General features: G+C 57.5%; 18 protein-coding genes and 2 tRNA genes. 19 read left to right on the top strand and 1 reads right to left on the bottom strand.

Annotated elements, in window-relative coordinates; all coding sequences use genetic code 11:
• The 13 genes from HYZ49_02010 to HYZ49_01950 all read left to right on the top strand — a co-directional run bounded on the left by HYZ49_02010 (nt 1) and on the right by HYZ49_01950 (nt 11,493).
• Nucleotides 1–3,798 (top strand): glycosyltransferase family 39 protein, encoded by a 3,798-nt coding sequence (locus HYZ49_02010; protein ID MBI3241052.1) that lies wholly within the window; start codon nt 1–3, stop codon nt 3,796–3,798.
• A 25-nt stretch (nt 3,799–3,823) separates the two neighbouring features.
• Nucleotides 3,824–3,896 (top strand) — tRNA-Glu (locus tag HYZ49_02005).
• Between the two features lie 53 nt (nt 3,897–3,949).
• On the top strand, nt 3,950–4,972 hold the full coding sequence (locus HYZ49_02000; GenBank protein MBI3241051.1) for a LysM peptidoglycan-binding domain-containing protein: 1,023 nt from the start codon (nt 3,950–3,952) through the stop codon (nt 4,970–4,972).
• A gap of 340 nt (nt 4,973–5,312) precedes the next feature.
• The gene (locus HYZ49_01995; protein MBI3241050.1) at nt 5,313–6,305 is read left to right on the top strand and encodes a PrsW family intramembrane metalloprotease; all 993 of its coding nucleotides are present in this window, start codon (nt 5,313–5,315) and stop codon (nt 6,303–6,305) included.
• Between the two features lie 87 nt (nt 6,306–6,392).
• Nucleotides 6,393–6,464, top strand: a tRNA-Arg gene (locus HYZ49_01990).
• A 28-nt stretch (nt 6,465–6,492) separates the two neighbouring features.
• Complete coding sequence (locus tag HYZ49_01985) at nt 6,493–6,801, top strand: hypothetical protein (GenBank protein MBI3241049.1); 309 nt, start codon at nt 6,493–6,495, stop codon at nt 6,799–6,801.
• Nucleotides 6,762–7,103 (top strand): hypothetical protein, encoded by a 342-nt coding sequence (locus HYZ49_01980; protein ID MBI3241048.1) that lies wholly within the window; start codon nt 6,762–6,764, stop codon nt 7,101–7,103. The genes HYZ49_01985 and HYZ49_01980 overlap by 40 nt, the downstream gene beginning before the upstream one ends.
• 333 nt (nt 7,104–7,436) lie before the next feature.
• On the top strand, nt 7,437–7,748 hold the full coding sequence (rplU, locus tag HYZ49_01975; protein MBI3241047.1) for a 50S ribosomal protein L21: 312 nt from the start codon (nt 7,437–7,439) through the stop codon (nt 7,746–7,748).
• A 4-nt stretch (nt 7,749–7,752) separates the two neighbouring features.
• Nucleotides 7,753–8,025, top strand: coding sequence for a 50S ribosomal protein L27 (gene rpmA / locus HYZ49_01970; protein ID MBI3241046.1), 273 nt, complete (start codon nt 7,753–7,755; stop codon nt 8,023–8,025).
• 26 nt (nt 8,026–8,051) lie between these two features.
• The gene (rpmE, locus tag HYZ49_01965; protein MBI3241045.1) at nt 8,052–8,546 is read left to right on the top strand and encodes a 50S ribosomal protein L31; all 495 of its coding nucleotides are present in this window, start codon (nt 8,052–8,054) and stop codon (nt 8,544–8,546) included.
• Nucleotides 8,547–8,619: 73 nt separating this feature from the next.
• Complete coding sequence (locus HYZ49_01960) at nt 8,620–9,189, top strand: thymidine kinase (protein ID MBI3241044.1); 570 nt, start codon at nt 8,620–8,622, stop codon at nt 9,187–9,189.
• An 83-nt stretch (nt 9,190–9,272) separates the two neighbouring features.
• On the top strand, nt 9,273–9,806 hold the full coding sequence (gene hpt, locus HYZ49_01955) for a hypoxanthine phosphoribosyltransferase (GenBank protein ID MBI3241043.1): 534 nt from the start codon (nt 9,273–9,275) through the stop codon (nt 9,804–9,806).
• 16 nt (nt 9,807–9,822) lie between these two features.
• A complete protein-coding gene (locus HYZ49_01950; protein ID MBI3241042.1) occupies nt 9,823–11,493 on the top strand; it encodes an HD domain-containing protein in 1,671 nt (556 codons plus the stop codon).
• A gap of 91 nt (nt 11,494–11,584) precedes the next feature.
• On the opposite strand, the gene HYZ49_01945 is transcribed toward HYZ49_01950, so the two are convergent.
• A complete protein-coding gene (locus HYZ49_01945) occupies nt 11,585–11,842 on the bottom strand; it encodes a hypothetical protein (protein MBI3241041.1) in 258 nt (85 codons plus the stop codon).
• 47 nt (nt 11,843–11,889) lie between these two features.
• Here HYZ49_01945 and HYZ49_01940 point away from each other — a divergent pair, with 47 nt between their 5' ends.
• From HYZ49_01940 to HYZ49_01915, 6 genes are all read left to right on the top strand, one after another.
• Nucleotides 11,890–13,098, top strand: coding sequence for a hypothetical protein (locus HYZ49_01940; protein ID MBI3241040.1), 1,209 nt, complete (start codon nt 11,890–11,892; stop codon nt 13,096–13,098).
• A 6-nt stretch (nt 13,099–13,104) separates the two neighbouring features.
• Nucleotides 13,105–14,313, top strand: coding sequence for a chromate efflux transporter (chrA, locus tag HYZ49_01935; GenBank protein MBI3241039.1), 1,209 nt, complete (start codon nt 13,105–13,107; stop codon nt 14,311–14,313).
• A 6-nt stretch (nt 14,314–14,319) separates the two neighbouring features.
• The gene (locus HYZ49_01930) at nt 14,320–15,597 is read left to right on the top strand and encodes a hypothetical protein (protein MBI3241038.1); all 1,278 of its coding nucleotides are present in this window, start codon (nt 14,320–14,322) and stop codon (nt 15,595–15,597) included.
• A gap of 227 nt (nt 15,598–15,824) precedes the next feature.
• The gene (locus tag HYZ49_01925) at nt 15,825–16,292 is read left to right on the top strand and encodes a hypothetical protein (protein ID MBI3241037.1); all 468 of its coding nucleotides are present in this window, start codon (nt 15,825–15,827) and stop codon (nt 16,290–16,292) included.
• 243 nt (nt 16,293–16,535) lie between these two features.
• Nucleotides 16,536–17,297 carry a hypothetical protein gene (locus tag HYZ49_01920; GenBank protein ID MBI3241036.1) on the top strand — a complete coding sequence of 254 codons (762 nt, stop codon included), beginning with the start codon at nt 16,536–16,538 and terminating at the stop codon, nt 17,295–17,297.
• 32 nt (nt 17,298–17,329) lie between these two features.
• Nucleotides 17,330–18,556 (top strand): M23 family metallopeptidase (locus tag HYZ49_01915; GenBank protein MBI3241035.1); only part of this gene is annotated, 1,227 nt, incomplete at its 3' end.

Raw genomic sequence — 18,556 nt, 5'->3', positions numbered from 1 at the left:
GTGTTTCTTGTTGTTGCCTTTGCGCTCCGCGCCTGGCAACTCACCGCCGTGCCGCCCGGCCTGACCCACGACGAAGCCGCGCACGGCCACGACGCCGCTCACATTCTCAAAGGCGTTGCGCCCATTTATTTCACCGTTGGCTACGGACGTGAGCCGCTATTTGATTACGTGAACGCCGGGTTGGTGATCGGCCTGGGAGCTGCGCCGTTTACGCTTCGTTTCGCCGCCATTTGCTGGGGAACCCTGGCCCTGGCCTCCACCTACCGCGCCGCCCGCCTGGCCTTTGATCGCCGAACTGCTTTGCTGGCGCTGGCCCTCATGGCCGTCTCGTTCTGGCCGCTGACCACCAGCCGCCAGGCATTGCGCTCGGCCATGTTGCCGGGCGAGATGGCGCTGGCAGTGTCGCTGTTTTTGCAGCTACAAAAAATCACCACAGAGCGCGCAGAGAACGCTGAGAAAAAAAAGTGGTTATTGGTTATTGGGTTAGGTCTGGTGTTGGCCGCCAGCCTCTACACTTACATTCCGGCTCGTGCTCTGTGGCTCATATTTCCGCTCACTGCTTTTCTCGCCGCCCGGAAAGGAATGAACCGTGAAGGCGCGAAGAAAGACTATCTTTTGAGCTTATTACTTGATGTTTTGCGTTTTATAAAACACGCAATACGAAATACGCAATATGTCCTTCTTTCCCTCTTTCTGGCTCTCGCTCTCGCCTCACCGCTCTTCATCTATCTTTTCCAACACCCCGAAGCCGAACAGCGAATCGCCATGCTCTCCGAGCCGCTCACTGCTCTGCAAAATGGCGACCCCTCACGCTTCTTCGCCAACGCCCGCGAAACCCTCCTCGCCTTCTTCCTGCCCGGCCACGGTGATCACTTCCTCGCCTACACCATCCCCGGCAAACCCCTCTTCGACCCGGTTACATTCCTGCTCTTCCTTGCCGGCCTTCTAATCATCATTTTCTCTATACTTCGTCATCCCATCACCCTGTCACCTCGTCACCTTATCACCCCTTCTCCCAGTCTCCTTGTCTCTGTGCTTCTCCTTCTCTGGCTCGGCCTCGGCCTCGCGCCGGCCTTCGTCACCGGCCCCGAAGCCCTGACTACCCGCATCATCGGCACGCAACCGATCCTCTACATCTTGCCAGCACTGGCCCTCTCACGCCTCACGGAGTTGATCGGCGGTCAACATATCGTCCATCGTCCATCGTCCGTCGTCATTGTTTCATTGTTCATTGTTTCATTGCTCATTTCCACCGTTCGAGACTACTTCTTCATCTGGTCTCAGTCGCCCGACGTTCGCGCCGCCTACCAATCTACCCTCATCGCCGCCCTCAAAACGGTAGACGGCCCAACCGTCCTCTCGACGGTTTATCCTTCCGCCCCGCACGACCCGTACATTGCCGAACTGATCACCTCCCACGAAACGCGCTGGGTGGATGCCCGGTTGGCCCTGCTCATTCCTGCTAACTCGGATTTCAAGCTCATCGTTCCTGCCTCCACACCGCCTCACCCTGAATTTGCCCGCCTTGTCCAACCTCTGCAAACGATTCCCCTTCGCCCAAACGACCTCGACCCTTTCTTTACGTTTTACCGACTGAACATTCTCCCCTCTCCCGAAATATGTTGTTTCATTTCGGGAGAGGGGGGGCGGAGGGGGGAGGTCAACTTTGGCGATGCCATTCAACTGCTCGACTCTCACTGGTCAGCCGACTCGTATCACCCCGGCGACATGGCTGAGATGACGACCGTGTGGCGGGTGACCGACCCGGCCCGCCTCGGCCCGATGCACCCGCCTACTTTCAAGACCGACCTCAATCTGTTTACTCACACTCTTAACTCAGACGGCACAATCCTTCTTCAGCGCGACTCGCTCGAAGCGCCCTCTTGGGACTGGAAAACAGGCGACATCATCCTCCAGATTCATCAACTTGCCATTCCGGGCAATGCTCCGCCGGGCGAATACGTCGACCAGGAGGCGGTGAACGCGGCGCTCGCGCACGTGTACGCCCCCTGGCTTCGGGATGCCGCGGAATTGTTCCAGCAACGCGTGAAGGACGCCCCGCTGCCGGGCCGCGAGTCGCGCCGCCTCGACGACGTTCCGCCCGGCTGGCGCGACGACGAAGTGCTGGAGACGACCGTTCACGCCCGGCTGGTGATTGAGGGCGAGCGCCCCTTGTACTTCATTCAAGCCGAAGGCCACGAGCCGCTCTATCACTACATTTCGGCGCTGTGGGTTTGGCTGGCAGGCGATAGTTTGTTCAGCGTGCGGTTGGTTTCTGTTTTCTTTGGCCTGCTCACTGTCGTTGCCACCTATCGCCTCAGCCGCCAGTTGTTCGGCGGGCGCTTTGCTCTCTTTGTCGCCCTCCTGCTGGCCGTTTCGTTCTGGGCGCTCATGTACAGCCGCGTCAAAATTCGCCACATCGGCGAACTGCCGTTTGCTTTGCTTGCTTTCTCATTTCTGTTCACGAGCGTTCGCCGCCCTTCGCCCTCCGCCCTCCAACTTTCAGCCTCTGCTCTGGCTGGCTTCTTCCTGGCGCTCGCGCTTTACACCTATCTCGCTGCTACCTCGCTTTTTATCATCGTCTTCGGCTTTGGCATCTGCCTTGCGCTCACGCGTCAGCACTGGAGGCCGGTTGCCATCGCGTTTGCGATTTCGGCGGCGCTATACCTGCCGCTGGCTTCAGCCATTGCGGGCCGGGCCGAGCGCGTGAGCGTGGTAGGCGGGCCGCTTACGGCTTTGCGCGCCGGCGACCCTCAACCCTTTTTTCAAAATGTCCTGGCGACAGCGGCCATGTTTGGCAACACCGGCGACCCCGAAGCTCTGTATAACATTCCGGGGCGGCCTGTGTTCAACCTGATTGGCTTCTATTTTTTTGTGGGCGGCCTGATCATTTGCCTCTGGCGCTGGCGCGACCCGCGTTATGCCTTCCTGCTCATCTGGCTGGCAGGCGGACTCGCGCCTGCGTTTGCCAGCACGCCGCCGGCCAGTTTAGGACATAGCATTACCATTCTGCCGGCCGTCTACATCCTGGCCGCCCTGCCTGTGATTGAGTTTTCATCACCGAATAGACTGAGACTTGCTCTGCCTCTCTTGCTGTTTCTCGGCGTCGCCGGGCGCGATTTGCCCGATTACTTTTGGCGTTGGCCGCGCCTGCCAGAAGTGCGCTACCTCTATAAAGCTGAACTGCACGAAGCGGCCCGCCAGTTTCGAGACGCTCTCCCGGCCACCTACGTTCTCAGCGGGCCGCTCTCAATTTGGGATCGCCGGGCCTTTGCCCTTGAAGGCGTAGCCTTCGATTCGCCGCCGCGCTGGGTGAATTCGGAATGGGCCATCGTCTTTCCGTCTGGCGCAGAATCCGCTTACTACCTTTTCCCGCTGGCCGTCTGGCAGAAGGACACGCCGCCGCAAAACCCGGCTTCGATTCAATTCGCCAACGATTTGACTCTCGAAGGCTGGGACGGGCAGGGGGCTGTCGTCGTCGCCCACTGGCGAGTCGGCCCAACCTTTGAATTGGCCGAGCCGTCCATCGGGTCGAGTGTGGCCTCGCCGCAGTTTCCAGTCTTTGCTTTCGCCCATTTGCTCAACGCCGATGGGTCGTTTGCTGCCGGCGCTTATCGTTTTGATGCGGACGCCTTCAGTCTTCAGCCGGGCGATCGTTACCTGCAGCGTCACGTGTTTGAAGTTGCACCCGGCGTTTACACCCTGGAAATTGGCCTTTACAATCCCATCACGGACGAGCGGATTCTCACGGTGGATGGCCGCAATACGGTTTTGCTGGGAACGCTCACCATCCCCTGAACTCGTGGTAAAATTCGCGTCGTTCGCCCCCATCGTCTAGTGGACCAGGACGCGGCCCTCTCAAGGCCAAAACCGGAGTTCGAATCTCCGTGGGGGCACTCAGGGCCGCCAATACTGTTAGGCGGCTTTTTTTTGAAAAGAGGAGAAGAAAATGCAAAAAGTAACGTGGATGAAAATGAGTCTATTGATGGTCGCGGCGGTCATTGTTATGGCGGCAGTGGCCCCTCTGTCGGCGGCGCCGGCCTCCAGCGCCGGCAACCTGCTGGTTAACCCCGGCTTCGAGAGTCCCTACGTCAAGCAATGTTGTCAGACCGACTTGTCGCTTTACCGGCCCAACACACTGATTGACGAAGTTCAGGTGCCGCAGGGTTGGTTTGGCTGGTGGCGGCAACCCGACAGCGCGCCCGAATTTCCCTCGCGCTGTGACCTGCCCACCTCGCCCCGGATTTGCGCCCCCTGGCACCGCCCCGAGTGGCGTGAAGCCGCGCCTTACGCCAACCGCATTCGCTCGGGCAACAACGCCCAAAAGTATTTCACCTTCCATTCGATTCACGAAGCAGGAATGTACCAGCGGGTGAGCGGCGTGACACCCGGCCAGCGTTTGCAGTTCTCGGCTTACATGATGGCCTGGTCTACGCCCAAAAATGAGTCGCTGATCTCCGAAGGCCAGCAGTCAATGAACTTGCGAGTGGGCATTGACCCGTTTGGCGGCACTGATCCTTTCAGCTCTAATATTGTGTGGGGCAAAGCCGGCGACTCGTATGACGTATTCAGCCAGTTTACGGTTGAAGCCGTTGCCGCCAGCAGCGCCGTGACGGTCTTCACTTATTCCCGGCCAATATATTCAATTCAGCATAATGATGTTTATGTGGACGATGGGGCGCTAGTGGTCGTGGGCACAGGCAGTGCGCCTTCCACGACGAGCACCAAGCCCGCCACTTCAACCGGCGCTTCCACCAAACCCGGCGTCAGCCCTTTCCCGGACACGGCGGTTGACCCGAAGACCGGCGATATTTTGTACGTTATCAAGACCGGCGACACAGCCTGGAGTCTGTCTCTGCGATTCAACACGACCGTCTCTCAACTAGCCGCATGGAACAAAGAGAAAACGCCCAACATTGAAATTTTGCGGCTGGGCAAGACCATCATCGTCGGTAAAGTGAAATTGAAGTAGCAACTTATCGGTTTGAGACGAACAGCCTTTCAGGGCGCGGAACTTTTTCCGCGCCTTTTTGATTCAACGGGAGATTAGCTGAAATAGCACGGCGTTCTTTTCTCTCCCGATGTATACTGGACTCTATCAAGAATAAAGCCAAGACCTGTCAGGTCTTGTGCAACGCCTGCAAATTCCAGATGGTTTATTGAGGCCTGACAGGTCTTTTGGCCAATTTCCGATAAAGTCTACTTTGTCAGTAGCGCAAATTCCCTTTCGATTTACGGCTTCGCAGACGCCAAGTGTCTCGCGAAGGACAACCTGCGTTTCTTTGGGATTTGATTCTTGGGAGTTGAGACTTATGAACATCCTTATCATTCTCTTCATTTCAGTCGTCATGGGTGTCGTGCCGATGTTGATCTACGCCGGTTTCTTATGGTGGTTGGACCGGTGGGAGAAGGAGCCGCTTCACCTGCTGGCGGCGGCCTTCATCTGGGGTTTCATTCCCTCAGCCATCATCGCCCTGATCTCGCAAATCGTCCTTGAAGCGCCGACCACGGTTGTCTTTGGCGAGCATACGCTGGGCTACGATCTATTCAGCGGGAGCATCATCGCTCCCGTCACCGAAGAAGGAGTCAAGGCGCTGGCTGTGCTGTTGATTTTTATATTCTTCTATCACGAATTTGATTCTCTGCTCGACGGCATCATCTACGGTTCGCTGGCCGGGTTCGGGTTTGCCGCCATCGAGAATGTTCTCTACTTCGTCAGTTTCGGCAGTGAAGACCCGGGTAGTTTGGGCTGTTTGATTTTCATGCGCGCGTTTCTTTTCGGCCTCAACCACGCCTTCTTCACCAGCCTCACCGGCCTGGGTTTTGCCGCGGCCCGCTACCAGAAGAACATTCTGCTCAAATTGCTCCTGCCGCTCCTCGGCCTGGGCGCGGCTATTGCCGCGCACGGTTTGCACAACGGCCTGGTCACGTTTGGCATCATCGGCCTGCCACTTGCGGTTCTGGCCGACTGGTTCGGCGTGGCCGGGGTGCTCGTCGTCGCCCTGTTTTCGCTCTATCACGAATCAAAATGGATCAAACAATACCTGGCCGAAGAAGTTGAGATGGGAACGCTGACTGCCGGGCAGGCCTCTACGGTTGGCTCGTTTGGCGGGCGCATTGCCACCAACTTTTCGTCGTTGGGCGGCGGCCTGGGCCGCTGGTGGCGAACGCGCCGCTTTTACCAGCAATGCACCGAACTGGCTTACAAGAAGCATCAATTGCACAGGATGGGCAACGAGGGCGGTAATCAGGCGATTATTGAAAAGTTGCGGAGTGAGGTGATGGGGTTGAGTGGGCAGGTGTAGCCCTCACCCCCAGCCCCCGCTTGCGCGCCGTCGCGAAAGTGCGCCGCGACAGGAGAGGGGAGTCTCTATGGTAAAATACCGCCACTAGCCCCCGTAGCTCAGTGGATAGAGCGCTACCCTCCGGAGGTAGATGCCGGCGTTCGAGTCGCCGCGGGGGCGCTCGTCAGTCAGAAAAAAGGATTCGCCAGTGACGCTTGTCATTTCCCCACAAACACTCCCACCATCAGTCACGCTGGAAAAGGTGCAAAAACTTAGCGCGGCGCTGACAGCGCGTGAGCAATTGTTGCGCCAAATCATTGCCAGGTTCGAGGGCCACTACGCCAGTTCACTCTCGGAATTGAATCAGCGCCTTGCCGCCCGCCAATCACCGGAACACCCCGCCTGGGAGGATGCCATTGAATGGGGCAACGCTGTTGACCAACTGGCGCAGGCGCAACTCACGCAGAACATCCTGGCATGGCTGATCAACTTACTGAAGCGCTCGACATCCTTGTAGCTCTCTGCCCTCACATCCGTTCCACTCACGACCTGGTCACCAAAATTCGGGTGGAGTTGGAACGCGGTTACTTCCTCGACCTGTATTATCGCGAAAGCACTGGCCAATATTCATACACGGTGATTTTGAGTGACGAGCGCACTATAGGCTGGGACAACGCGCCGCATTACCCCGACTTGCCTAATGCCCCGCATCATTTTCACCGCGAAGATGGCACTGTGGAAGCGTCAACGCTCACTGGCTCACCTGCCGCCGATATTCACATTGTGGCTGAGCGTGTCAATGTGCTTTTCAGTGAATAACCAGCGCCCTTATTTCCTGCTCCTTGAGAATTATCCTCGGCGCTCAACTTGCGCCCGTGCCAGTCTTTGAGCCATTTGTGGCAGATATGGAGTCGCTACCAGACTGGCCCAGCACGAAGGTTGGAAGGTCGGCAAATTGTTTGACAGTCTATCATAAGCCCGTTATAATCTCAGTCCGTTGCCCCGGTGTTCGTTTGCCGGGGCATCATTACGCAAATTGACCTTCCCCGTTTTGTAGCCGGTGCCAGCAAGCGCGCAGGATAAAAATATCCTTTGACTGGAGCAACCAGGCGTGGCCTACAAGCGGCGAAGTTGAAGGGAGAAAATTACAAAATGAAGTACGCTATTGTTCAAAGCGGCTCGAAACAACTACGAGCCGAGGAGGGCGGTCTGCTTGAAGTAGACCTCCTGCCCAAGTCTGCGGGCGACAGTGTGGAGTTCGAGGTGCTGTTGCTGGCCGACGGCGACCAGGTGCAAGTCGGCGCCCCCACCGTCGCCGGAGCCAAAGTGCAGGCCACCGTGGTCGAGCACTTCCGGGGCGAGAAGATCCGCATCTTCAAATACAAACCCAAAGAGCGCCAGCGCAAACGCGGCGGCCACCGCCAGAATTACACGCGGCTCAAAGTTGAAAAGATTGTAGGGTAAAGACATGGCACATAAAAAAGGCGCTGGTTCCAGCAAGAACGGTCGCGACTCTAATGCCCAACGGCTCGGCGTGAAGCGCTTCGGCGGCGAGTTCGTTCGCTCGGGCAACATCATCGTCCGCCAGCATGGCACGCACATCAAGCCCGGCCTGGGGGTGATGGTGGGCCGCGATTACACCATCTTCGCCGTGATTGACGGCAAGGTGAAGTTTGAAACTCTGCCCACTGGGCAAAAGCGGGTCAACGTTGAGCCCGTCTCCCAAACTGAGACGGCGTAGCTTCGTTCAACCCGGAAAGGTTCAGCATGAAAGAGGGTATTCACCCCAAGTATTTCCCCAACGCGAAGGTCATCTGCTCGTGCGGCAACACCTGGACGACCGGCTCGACTCGCGAAGTGATTCACACCGACGTGTGCTACAACTGCCACCCGTTCTTCACCGGCGAACAGCGCATCGTGGACACTGAAGGCCAGGTGGATCGCTTCATCAAGAAGCTTGACGCCCGCGCCCAACACAAGCAACAGGAAGAGGCCCGCAAGGCGGCCCGCACCTCGCCCGAAGTTACCGTTGCCGACTTGAACCTGGGCGCGCGCGCTGAAGCCGCGCTGGCCCGCGCCGAGATCACCACCCTCGGTCAACTGCTCGACAAGATTCGCGAAGGCGATGAGGCTATTCTGGCCGTGGAAGGCTTTGGCCGCAAGAGTCTGGCTGACGCCAAGAAGCGCCTACGCGCTCGCGGCTTTGACTTGCCCGAGTCGGCGGCCACCGAAGAAGCTCCGGCGGAAACTGCCGAGGCCTAATCGCTCAACCCGGAACACAGTCAAAGGGCAGGTGCCAAACTCAGCATCTGCCCTTTTCATTTATAATCTAATCATGCGACATCTCACAGGCTCCATCGAAGTCATCACCGGCTCCATGTTCAGCGGCAAGACGGACGAACTCATCCGCCGCCTGCGCCGCGCCCGAATCGCCAAACAAAAAGTGCAAGTCTTCAAGCCCGGCATAGACAACCGTTACGCGCTGGAAAAAGTCACCTCGCACGCCGGCAGCGAATTTGCCGCTACACCGGTTGCTAAAGCTGAAGACCTTCTGCCCCTCATCGAACTTGACACAACGGTAGTGGCCGTGGACGAAGCCCAGTTCTTCGACTGGCACATCTCCGACATCTGCCAGCAGTTGGCGGCCCGCGGCGTGCGCGTCATCGTCGCCGGGCTGGATATGGATTTTCGCGGCGAGCCGTTCGGCCCCATGCCTTTGATCCTGGCTCAGGCTGAAACGGTGGACAAGCTACAGGCGATCTGCGTGGTCTGCGGCCTGCCCGCCTCTCGCACCCAGCGCCTGATTGACAACCGACCGGCCAACTACAACGACCCGGTGGTGCAGGTGGGCGGCAGTGAGGCTTACGAAGCGCGCTGTCGTGAGCACCACGAAGTGCCAAGATAGGGAAAATCCCGAATTCCAAAATCCCAAACTTCAAAGATGGCATAGTGATTTTTGGATTTGGATTTTGAAGTTTGAAATTGGTTATGACTTACGAAGACCGTCTCCTCGAAACCCTCATTTCTGCCGACAAGATTCAAAAGCGCATTGCCGAACTGGGCGCGGAAATCAGCAATGACTATGCCGGAGAAGAACTTCTCCTGATCTGCATCCTCAAAGGCGGCGTGATGTTTCTCAGCGACCTCATCCGGCACATCACCGTGCCGGTGGCTATGGACTTCATGGCCGTCTCGTCCTACGGAGTCGGGGCGCGCCAGTCCAGCGGCCAGGTGCGGATTGACATGGACTTGAATCTATCGGTGGCCAACCGCCACGTCATCCTCGTCGAAGACATCGTGGACACCGGCCACACCATCGCCGCCGTCCTCGAACTTTTGCAAACCCGCTCACCCAAATCGCTCAAAGTCTGCTCGCTCCTCGACAAAGCCGAACGCCGCGAAGTCGTCGTCCCCATTCATTATCGCGGCTTCGAAATCCCCAACAAGTTCGTCTTCGGCTACGGCCTCGACCTGGACGAATACTGGCGCAACCTGCCGTTCATCGGAGTCGCCAAAGGATAACGACCGGGAGGCCGCCATGCCAGCCAACGCCCGACGCTCACGCAACGACCCGTCATGGGTGGCCGTCACCGGGGCGGGCGTGGCCGGCCGTGGCCTCACCGCCGACGACGCGCAGGCGGCGGCCAAACTCTCGCGCCTCAAGGAACCCGCGCAAGTGATCTATCTGCCAACCGATCAATCGCCGCCGCTGGCTCTGCCGCCTGCTTTTGATCGCGCGCGTCAGGCTTTGCCTGATCCGTCTCGTGTCTGGCTGGTGGGCGGCTCGGTGCGTGATGCGCTTCTGCGGCGCGACATTCACGACCTGGACTTTGCCGTGCAGGGCGACGGCCTGGCGCTGGCCCGCCAGGTTGCCAACAAGCTGGGCGGCGCGTTCTTTCCGCTCGACGCCGAGCGCGGAACCGGGCGCGTGGTGCTGAACGAGGACGGCGAACAATTCTTCCTCGACTTTGCCGGCCTGCGCGGCGACGACATTAATGCCGACCTGGCCGGGCGCGACTTCACTGTCAATGCTCTGGCCGTCAGCTTGACTCCGCCCGAAACGCTCATTGACCCGATGGGCGGCCAAACCGACCTCAAGGCCAAAGTGCTTCGCCTCTGCCGCCCCGAAGGTTTCACCGCCGATCCGGTTCGGACTCTGCGGGCGGTTCGCCTGGCCGCCCAGCTGGACTTCCGGCTGGAGCGCGCCACGCGCGAGGCGGCCCGGCAGGCGGCGCAACTTCTGCCGCGAGTCTCGGCGGAGCGCATTCGCGACGAGTTCATGAAGATGCTCGGTGGCCGCAAACCGGCGGCCTCCCTGCGCGCTCTCGATGCGCTGGGTCTTCTGCAACACATCATTCCCGAAACCGCAACCCTCAAAGGCGTGACGCAATCCGCGCCGCACGTTTATGACGTTTGGGATCATACGTTGGCGGTTGTGGATCGACTCGATGCTTTATTGTTTGTCCTGGGACGTGTTCACGACGTGGACGCCGCCTCTGAGTACGCTCTCGGTTACGCCGCCGCCAGGGCGGGGCGCTACCGCCACCCTATTTCCGATCACATTGAACAAGAGGTGAGCGCGGGCCGTTCGGTTCGTAGCCTGCTGTTCTTTGCGGCTCTCTTGCACGACATTGCCAAACCACAAACGCGAACCGTTGAGGCCGGCACAGGCCGGATTCGTTTTATCGGCCATGAAGAGGCCGGGGCTAAAGTGGCGAAGGAAAAGGCGGTTGCCCTGCGGTTGTCGGGTGACGAAGTGGAAAGGATGGGGGCCATTGTTTTTCATCACATGCGGCCTGTGTGGCTGTCCAGCGGCGAAGCCCTCACCCCGCGCGCGGCCTATCGTTTCTTCAAGGCAACCGGCCCGGCAGGCGTAGACGTGTGCTTGCTGACGCTGGCCGACCTGCTCGGCACACGCGGCCCCGACCTGGAGCGCGATGAGTGGGCCACCCGCGTGAACACGGTGGTGACTCTGCTGGACGCCTATTTCGCGCAACCGGAGCAAGTCGTGCGGCCTACGCCGCTGATTAACGGCAATGATGTGGTTGAACTGCTGGGCGTGCCGCAGGGCAAGCGCGTAGGCGAAGTGCTGGAGGCCGTGCTGGAGGCTCAGGCGGCGGGCGAAGTGGCCTCACGCGATGAGGCGCTGGCGTTGGCGAGGAAGTTGCTGGAAAAGGACGACGGACGACGGACGAAAGACGACAGGTGAAAGAGGGGCAGGATGGCTTTCAAAGAGCAATCGTTGGAGAACGACATTTGATGAACGACATTCTGTCGTCCATTGTCCATCGTCTGTCGTCTTACGGATAAATCTCATTCAACATTGGTTGATAAAACGCCTCACTGCCGCGCGCGCACGAGCAACCTTCGGGCGGCAGGGCCGGCGCAGTCTCTTTGGTGTACGTGCCGGCCACTTCCTGGCAAACCGGGCAGGCTTCGGGCGGCACAATGACACGAATGTCGCGCACGCGAGGATTCTCTTTGAGTTGGGCCAGTGAGCGCGTCAACTCCTGGGTGCGTTTGGCAATTCGGGCGTTGAGTGAAGAATAGGTGGTCACGTTGAACTCCGGCAATCAGATGATTGGCGCTAATTTTACTACACCTCATGTCCAATCCCCGCTTTCCTAAAATTGGCGAATGGTTGTTGTGGCTGGCCGGGGCCGCGGCGGCGGTCATCTTGTTGTGGCTGTTCAACATCGCCAACCGGCCCGCGCCCGCCTCGCCCGGCCCGAATATCGTCGTCATCACCTCCACGCCCACCCTCGAAGCCACGCCCACCCTCGAAAGCGTCTTTCACTTCATCGTCACGCCCACGCCCGGCGGCGAGTTATTCATACCGCCCACCTTGCCGCCGCCGCCGCCCGTAATCTATCCCCCGGCCAGAGGCCGGTCGGGCTTTTTGTTTGGCGGGCAGGTGCTCGGCTTCGTTGCCCCCGACAAGATGCACTGGGCCGGGATGGGCTGGGTGAAGTGGCAGATCAACGAAGGCGACGTTGATGGACTGGATAAGATCAAACGCGGACACGATGCCGGCTTCAAAGTTTTGCTCACGGTGATTGGTTCGCCGGTTCTGGTGGAAGATGCCGCTTATCATTCGCAGTACGCTCAGTACGTGGCCGGCCTGGCCGCCGCCGGCGCGGACGCGATTGAAGTTTGGAACGAGCCGAACCTCAGCCGCGATTGGCCTGCCGGAAAGATCAGCCCGGTCACCTACATCAAGCTTCTCAAGGCCAGCTACCCGGCCATCAAAGCCGCCAACCCGAACACGCTGGTCATCAGCGCCGCTAACGCCGCTACGCTGGTGAGCAAGAGTCTAAAGACGGCGCACTTTTGGACGGAAACCGATTTCACCACCGAGTTTGTGCGCTATGGCGGCTTGCTGTATACCGATTGCATCGGCGTGCATTACAATATCGGCATCAGCGCGCCGCTGAACACCGACAACACCCTCACCGGCGACGCCGCCTTCTGGTTCCTGCCCCGTATCCTAAAGTATTACGGCGACCTGACCCAAAACACGCGCCCGGTCTGCATCACCGAACTGGGCTACCTCACTGACGACGGCCTCGACCCGCTGGAAAGCGTAGCTCCCGATTTCGCCTGGGCCAAAGACAACACCTTGCAGGATCAAGGCGAGTGGCACGCCATTGCGGCCCAGATCGGTCTGAGCAACCCGCTTGTCGAAATGATCATTGTGTGGAACGTGGACTTCTATGCTTACGGCGCCGACCCGCATGCCGGTTACGCCATCGTCCGCAAAGACGGCGGTTGCCCGACGTGCGACGCCCTGCACGCGCTGGGGCTGGGGAACTGAGGCGGCATGACCGTTGAAGGCCGCCCCGTTGAATCTCCTCTGCGCCTCTTCCAGCGTTTTCTTCGCTTTGGCCTGCTGGCCTGGGGCGGGCCGGTGGCGCAAATCGCCATGATCCGCCATGAGCTTGTCGAAGAAGAAAAGTGGATCACCGGCGAGCGTTTCAATCGCGTGCTGGCCGTCTATCAGGTTCTGCCCGGCCCGGAGGCCACCGAGCTGTGCGTCTACTTTGGCATGTTGGCTGGCGGGCGGTTCGGCGGCCTGCTGGCCGGTCTGGGCTTCATGCTTCCCGGCTTCGTCGCCATTCTCGCTCTCTCTTTGTTCTATGTCACTGTCGGCCTCACCTCGCCGTTCTTCGCCGCCGTCTTCGCCGGCTTTCAACCGGCCGTGGCCGCTCTCATCGCCCGCGCTGTTCACCGAATTGGCGCGCGCGCCCTCACGGATCGCTGGCTTTGGAGCATTGCCATCCTGGTTGCCATCGCCGAGTTGATGGGCGCAAACTTCTTCTTCTCGCTGACGCTGGCCGGGTTGATGTATTTTTTGATCAAACGCGGCTGGACTTGGGCCGCCGTCGGGGCCGGGGCGCTGTTATTAGCTTTGTCATTATTTGAATGGTTGTTGCTGGGTCTGCCGGGGCCGAGCGCCGCCGGGGCGCCCGGCTTTATCATCGTTACCCGGCCTTCGCTCCCGGCCCTTTTCCTCTCCGGCCTGCGCGGCGGCCTGCTCACCTTTGGCGGCGCATACACATCCATTCCATTTTTGCGAAACGATGCCGTCGTCGTCGGCGGCTGGCTCACCGACCGGCAGTTTCTCGACGGGCTGGCGCTCTCCGGCGTTCTGCCTGCGCCCCTCATCATCTTCGCCACCTTCATCGGCTACCTCGGCGGCGGCCTGCCGGGCGCATTGGTCATTACGCTCGGCATTTTTCTGCCAGCCTTTGCCTTCACCCTCGTCGGCCACAATTACGTCGAACGGTTGGTGGAGAACCAGGCCGCCCACGCCTTCCTCGACGGCGTCACCGCCGGGGTGGTGGGCCTGATCACGGCCACCACCCTGGAACTCGGTCGGACGGCTATCACCAGCTTCACTGCCTTCCTTATTTTTAGCGTCGCTCTGATCGTTTTATATCGTTGGAAGGACAAAGCCGCCGTGGCCGTCGTCATGTTGGGCGCGGGTGTGCTGGGGTTGCTGTTATTTCTAAATCTGGCCGCGCAATGATAGCCAATGCCGGTTAATTTCTTTCGTCGCACCTTCTCCCTCGCCTTTCGGCGCGCCTTCGCCATCACCGTCCTCCTCTTCCTCATCGGGCGCGACGCGCCGGTGTTGACCGACATCAATGTTCAAGTCTCGGTTCGCGTCGGCGCTCTGCAATTCGATTTTGTGGGCTGGACGCTGGAGGCGCTCGGCTTCAAGGCGGCGCAAACTCTTTCGACTGAGCAGAGCTACCTGGACACCGACCAGCGCAAGCAAATTGTGCTGGACTATTTCGACCTGCTCGACCAAAGCCTCAAACTTAATCGCGAGATTGACGACATCTTCGCCGATCCAAACCAGGCGGACCCGGCAAGCGCCAGCGCCGGCCTCAACGCAGAGTTGGCCGAGATTCGCGCCTGCATGAATGAGATTCAGCCAATTGCCGAAGCCGTGCTTCAAGAGCAAATCGCGGCGGTGCTGGCCGAGGAGGGGTTCGCCGTCGGCGGCCAGATCGTGCCGCCCGTTTCTTTCCACATCACCGCGCTCCCCGGCTTCCTCGTCGTCTCGCCGCGCGATCGCATCGAGTTGCAATCGTACGCCAACATCGAGCCAGGCCTCACGGCTGAAGATGAAGTGGCGCTTGAGGAAAAGATTGAAACCGAGCTAAACGTCTCGGCCCTGGTCGTGCCGCTCGGCGGGCTGGGCACGTACCCGACGATGATCTACGAAACGTCGAACCTGAATTACACCCTCGAAGTCGGCGCGCACGAGTGGACACACAATTACCTCACCCTGCGCCCGCTGGGCATCAACTACGAAGGTTCGCCCGAATTGCGGACGATGAACGAAGTGGCGGCCACCCTGGCCGGGCAGGAGATCGGCCAGCAGGTGATCGCCCGTTACTATCCCGAACGAGTCCCGCCACCCCCGGTGCCCACGGTGGCCCCGACCCTTGCGCCAGCACCGACTCCGACTCCAGACCCCAACCGCTTCGATTTCAATTTGCAGATGCACGAGACACGGGTGAAAGTGGATGAGTTGTTGGCGGCGGGAAAGATTGCGGAGGCCGAGGCTTACATGGAGGCGCGGCGGCAGGTGTTCCTGGATCACGGGTATCGCATCCGTAAACTGAACCAGGCCTACTTTGCATTTTATGGCGCGTACAACATCGGCTTGGGCGCAGGCGGACGCGACCCGGTTGGCCCGGCAGTGCGCCAGCTTCGCGACCGCAGCCAGTCAATCAAAGCATTTTTGGATACGCTGTCGTGGATGACGAGTTTTGGAGATTTGCAGGAGGCGGTGAAATGACACCCTCCCCTGCCGATGTCGTTTCGGCAGGGGAGGGGCAGGGTGGGGGTGTGGGCCAGGTGGGAGTCGAACCCACACGCTCTTTCGAGCAGAGGATTTTCATACCACTATAGCTTTCGCTACCTACCGTTAAAGTAGTTTGTGGTCTGGACTATGCCTTTACCTTTTAGCGCAACGCCAGTCAGGTAGGAGCCGTCTAGTCTCTACACGTTCTGCTTTGGAGGAATATGGCTCGAACAAGAAAATACACCGATAAGCAGTTCATTGATGCTATTCGACGAGCGCATTCTCACCGCCAGGCATTGAGTATGTTAGGACTTAAGGAGGCGGGCGGGAATTACGCGGCGCTCAAACGACGAATCAAAGAGCTAGCTCTTGACACTTCCCATTGGACGGGTCAACCTTGGAATAAAGGCGTTGTTCGCGGCCCCCAATTGCCAATTGAGGATTATTTGAACAACAAGCGCCCTATCCAAACCTACAAGCTAAAGCTCCGGCTTCTCAGAACAGGCATTTTCGAGCACAAATGCTATAGCTGTGGATTGACACATTGGAAGGATCAGCCAATTCCCCTGGAACTGGAGCATAAAAATGGTAATCCTCAGGACAACTCTTTGGATAACCTGACTATGCTTTGTCCCAACTGTCATGCTCTTACCACCACTTATCGTGGCAAGAACAAGAAGTCAAAATAGCTTCGCTCGGCATTGCCATCAGCAGGTTTCGCCGATTTTGACTCCATTCACCTGGAGATTTCGCCCCAGGTGCTCAAATTGTTAAAGTCCCCGGCGTCTGCCATTTCGCCACTGGCCCGCTGGAGATTTTACTACACTTCTGCTTTACATCTCGTCTCGTAATTTCGTGACACTTGCAAGGGTAAAAAGGGGAAGTACAATCGTTTACATGAACGGTCATTTTTGCCGCTCCGGGAGGCTCATATGTCTGCTAAAAAATTGAAGTCAGTTGGCTTGATAACAGGGGCAATAGTGCTGGCTTTTGCTGGATTTTGGCTATTGCTTATTTCTACACAACCAGGAGTGGTGCAGGGGCAAGATAGCTGGCCTACTCTCATCCCACCCGATCTCACTGTGGCGGCGGAGTTTGCCAATATGCCGTCATGTTGTAATGATGAGAAGCCGATTTATGAGACACCATCGGAAGAGCAAATCGTCTTGTTGACACAGGCCGCTGAATCGCCACAAGCAAACACTAATGTTCCTGTTGAAACACTTGTCCCTGAGGGGCAAATTCTTGCTCCGTCTGACGGGTGGGTGACTTATAAAGATCCAATTTATGGCTATACATTTGACTATCCAGCTAACTGGTTTGTTGAGAACGATGGTGTCACGACCATTGTTCACAACGTTTCACCTGGCGCGCCTCCGAAGTACAGCCTAAGTTTTCTCAATATTTGGATTGGACCAAGAGAAGACATTGTAGCCTACGGTTCATTTGAAACATATCTTAATGACCCGAAACATACCGTGCCTGCTGAATGGTTGATATCTCAAGACACTAAAACTTTGCCCAATGGATATCAGATTGTTCAGCGAAAACAAAAGGCGGTTGTCGGCACAGGATTTCTTTTTATCTATCTCACCGATGGCAATCAGGTCTATGAAATTCATGTCAATGAGCTTAACTCTCCCTACCTTGATGTTGTTGATCGTCTTATCGAGAGTTTCACTATACCTCAATAACTTAGCACAACATGTTATAGGAGTAATACCGCATGACGAAAAATCGCAAATCTATATTTATGATCTTGTCTGTTGGAATACTCCTTGGGGTGTTGCAAAGTTTTCTTTGGGATACGAGGCAAAATATAGGAAAGGCGTTGGCGCAGGTGTTGCCAACTGTAACTACTGGGCCTACACCAAGCCCAATTCCTCATGCAAGTTCTTGGCGTTTACCTTTTAGTGGCCCTATGCTGATTAGCAATGGCCCTGGAGAAGGAGAGCATACTGGGGCTGTTTCTGGAGAAGCTATTGATTACACTTCACCCAATGGTTCTTTTGATATTTTAGCACCAGCAGACGGAATTATATGGGATTACTACAATGTGACGAATGAGAATGATCCGAATGCTAATTTGGGATTCGGAAGGGTTTTAGTTCTGAAACATCCATCGACGAACACTTTTAGCTTTTTCGCGCATTTGCGCAATGATGTGGCAGTGGATACTACACATCTTGGGACAACTACTGTCGTGCAGGGGGAGCTCATTGCTCATGCAGGTAATACTGGAAATTCAACTGGAATACATCTTCATTTCGAAGCACGAACAGGTTACATCAGCGGGCTTCCTAACCTTGGCAGTTTAATCAGTGGCGCTGCTATTCCGATACGTCAACTTATAGGCAACTGGTGGAACCCTTGGTATGCCCCGCTTGCTGCTAATGCTACTCTCATGCATGACGCAACTCTCCAAAGCGGTGGGGCCCAGTACCCTGAGAATAGTACACCGCCAGCGCTCATGCCTGTGCCAGGTAATACTTCAACCCCAGGCCCACGCCACTTGTCTGGGAATGATTCGCCGCTAGGTTTCTCTTCATCCTATGCTTCGAATATTACTAGCACTCAATTCACTCTACACAGAGGAGCCGCGCCGGATGCGCCTGGCGGGACGACCAATGCCATTTTCCAAGCTCAAGAGTATCAATCAAGTCAAGGGTGGACTGTCTTAACTACTGCGCCTGACTCGCCAACTTATACCCGTTCTCTCAGTCCAGGTAATCAATGTGGCTCGAACAGCCAGTATTGTTATGCCGTTCGAGTAGCTCCAGCGGGCGGTCAATTCACCGCCAACCCCCGTTATGCTCTCGTTTCGAGCAAATTTAAGTTGTCAAAACCGAATTATCAGCCAACGAAGTGTAGATCGCAGGCGACAAACGCAAGCACGACAAGATCGTTTCCAATAATGATGGCAGAGGCGCGAGATACTTGGAGACGTTCCCTT

Source organism: Chloroflexota bacterium, assembly GCA_016197225.1.
GTDB lineage: Bacteria > Chloroflexota > Anaerolineae > Anaerolineales > VGOW01 > VGOW01.
Note: the sequence above shows the minus strand (reverse complement) of the source record. Positions and strands in the feature narration are given on the sequence as shown.

Excerpts from the sequence above, each read along its gene's own strand:
- HYZ49_01980 (MBI3241048.1), top strand. The coding sequence starts at position 6,762 with ATGGCTGATCAACTTACTGAAGCGCTCGACATCCTTGTAGCTCTCTGC.
- HYZ49_02000 (MBI3241051.1), top strand. The coding sequence starts at position 3,950 with ATGCAAAAAGTAACGTGGATGAAAATGAGTCTATTGATGGTCGCGGCG.
- chrA (MBI3241039.1), top strand. The coding sequence starts at position 13,105 with ATGACCGTTGAAGGCCGCCCCGTTGAATCTCCTCTGCGCCTCTTCCAG.
- rplU (MBI3241047.1), top strand. The coding sequence starts at position 7,437 with ATGAAGTACGCTATTGTTCAAAGCGGCTCGAAACAACTACGAGCCGAG.
- HYZ49_01960 (MBI3241044.1), top strand. The coding sequence starts at position 8,620 with ATGCGACATCTCACAGGCTCCATCGAAGTCATCACCGGCTCCATGTTC.
- HYZ49_01925 (MBI3241037.1), top strand. The coding sequence starts at position 15,825 with ATGGCTCGAACAAGAAAATACACCGATAAGCAGTTCATTGATGCTATT.
- HYZ49_01995 (MBI3241050.1), top strand. The coding sequence starts at position 5,313 with ATGAACATCCTTATCATTCTCTTCATTTCAGTCGTCATGGGTGTCGTG.
- hpt (MBI3241043.1), top strand. The coding sequence starts at position 9,273 with ATGACTTACGAAGACCGTCTCCTCGAAACCCTCATTTCTGCCGACAAG.
- rpmA (MBI3241046.1), top strand. The coding sequence starts at position 7,753 with ATGGCACATAAAAAAGGCGCTGGTTCCAGCAAGAACGGTCGCGACTCT.
- HYZ49_01920 (MBI3241036.1), top strand. The coding sequence starts at position 16,536 with ATGTCTGCTAAAAAATTGAAGTCAGTTGGCTTGATAACAGGGGCAATA.
- HYZ49_01950 (MBI3241042.1), top strand. The coding sequence starts at position 9,823 with ATGCCAGCCAACGCCCGACGCTCACGCAACGACCCGTCATGGGTGGCC.
- HYZ49_01940 (MBI3241040.1), top strand. The coding sequence starts at position 11,890 with ATGTCCAATCCCCGCTTTCCTAAAATTGGCGAATGGTTGTTGTGGCTG.
- rpmE (MBI3241045.1), top strand. The coding sequence starts at position 8,052 with ATGAAAGAGGGTATTCACCCCAAGTATTTCCCCAACGCGAAGGTCATC.
- HYZ49_01930 (MBI3241038.1), top strand. The coding sequence starts at position 14,320 with ATGCCGGTTAATTTCTTTCGTCGCACCTTCTCCCTCGCCTTTCGGCGC.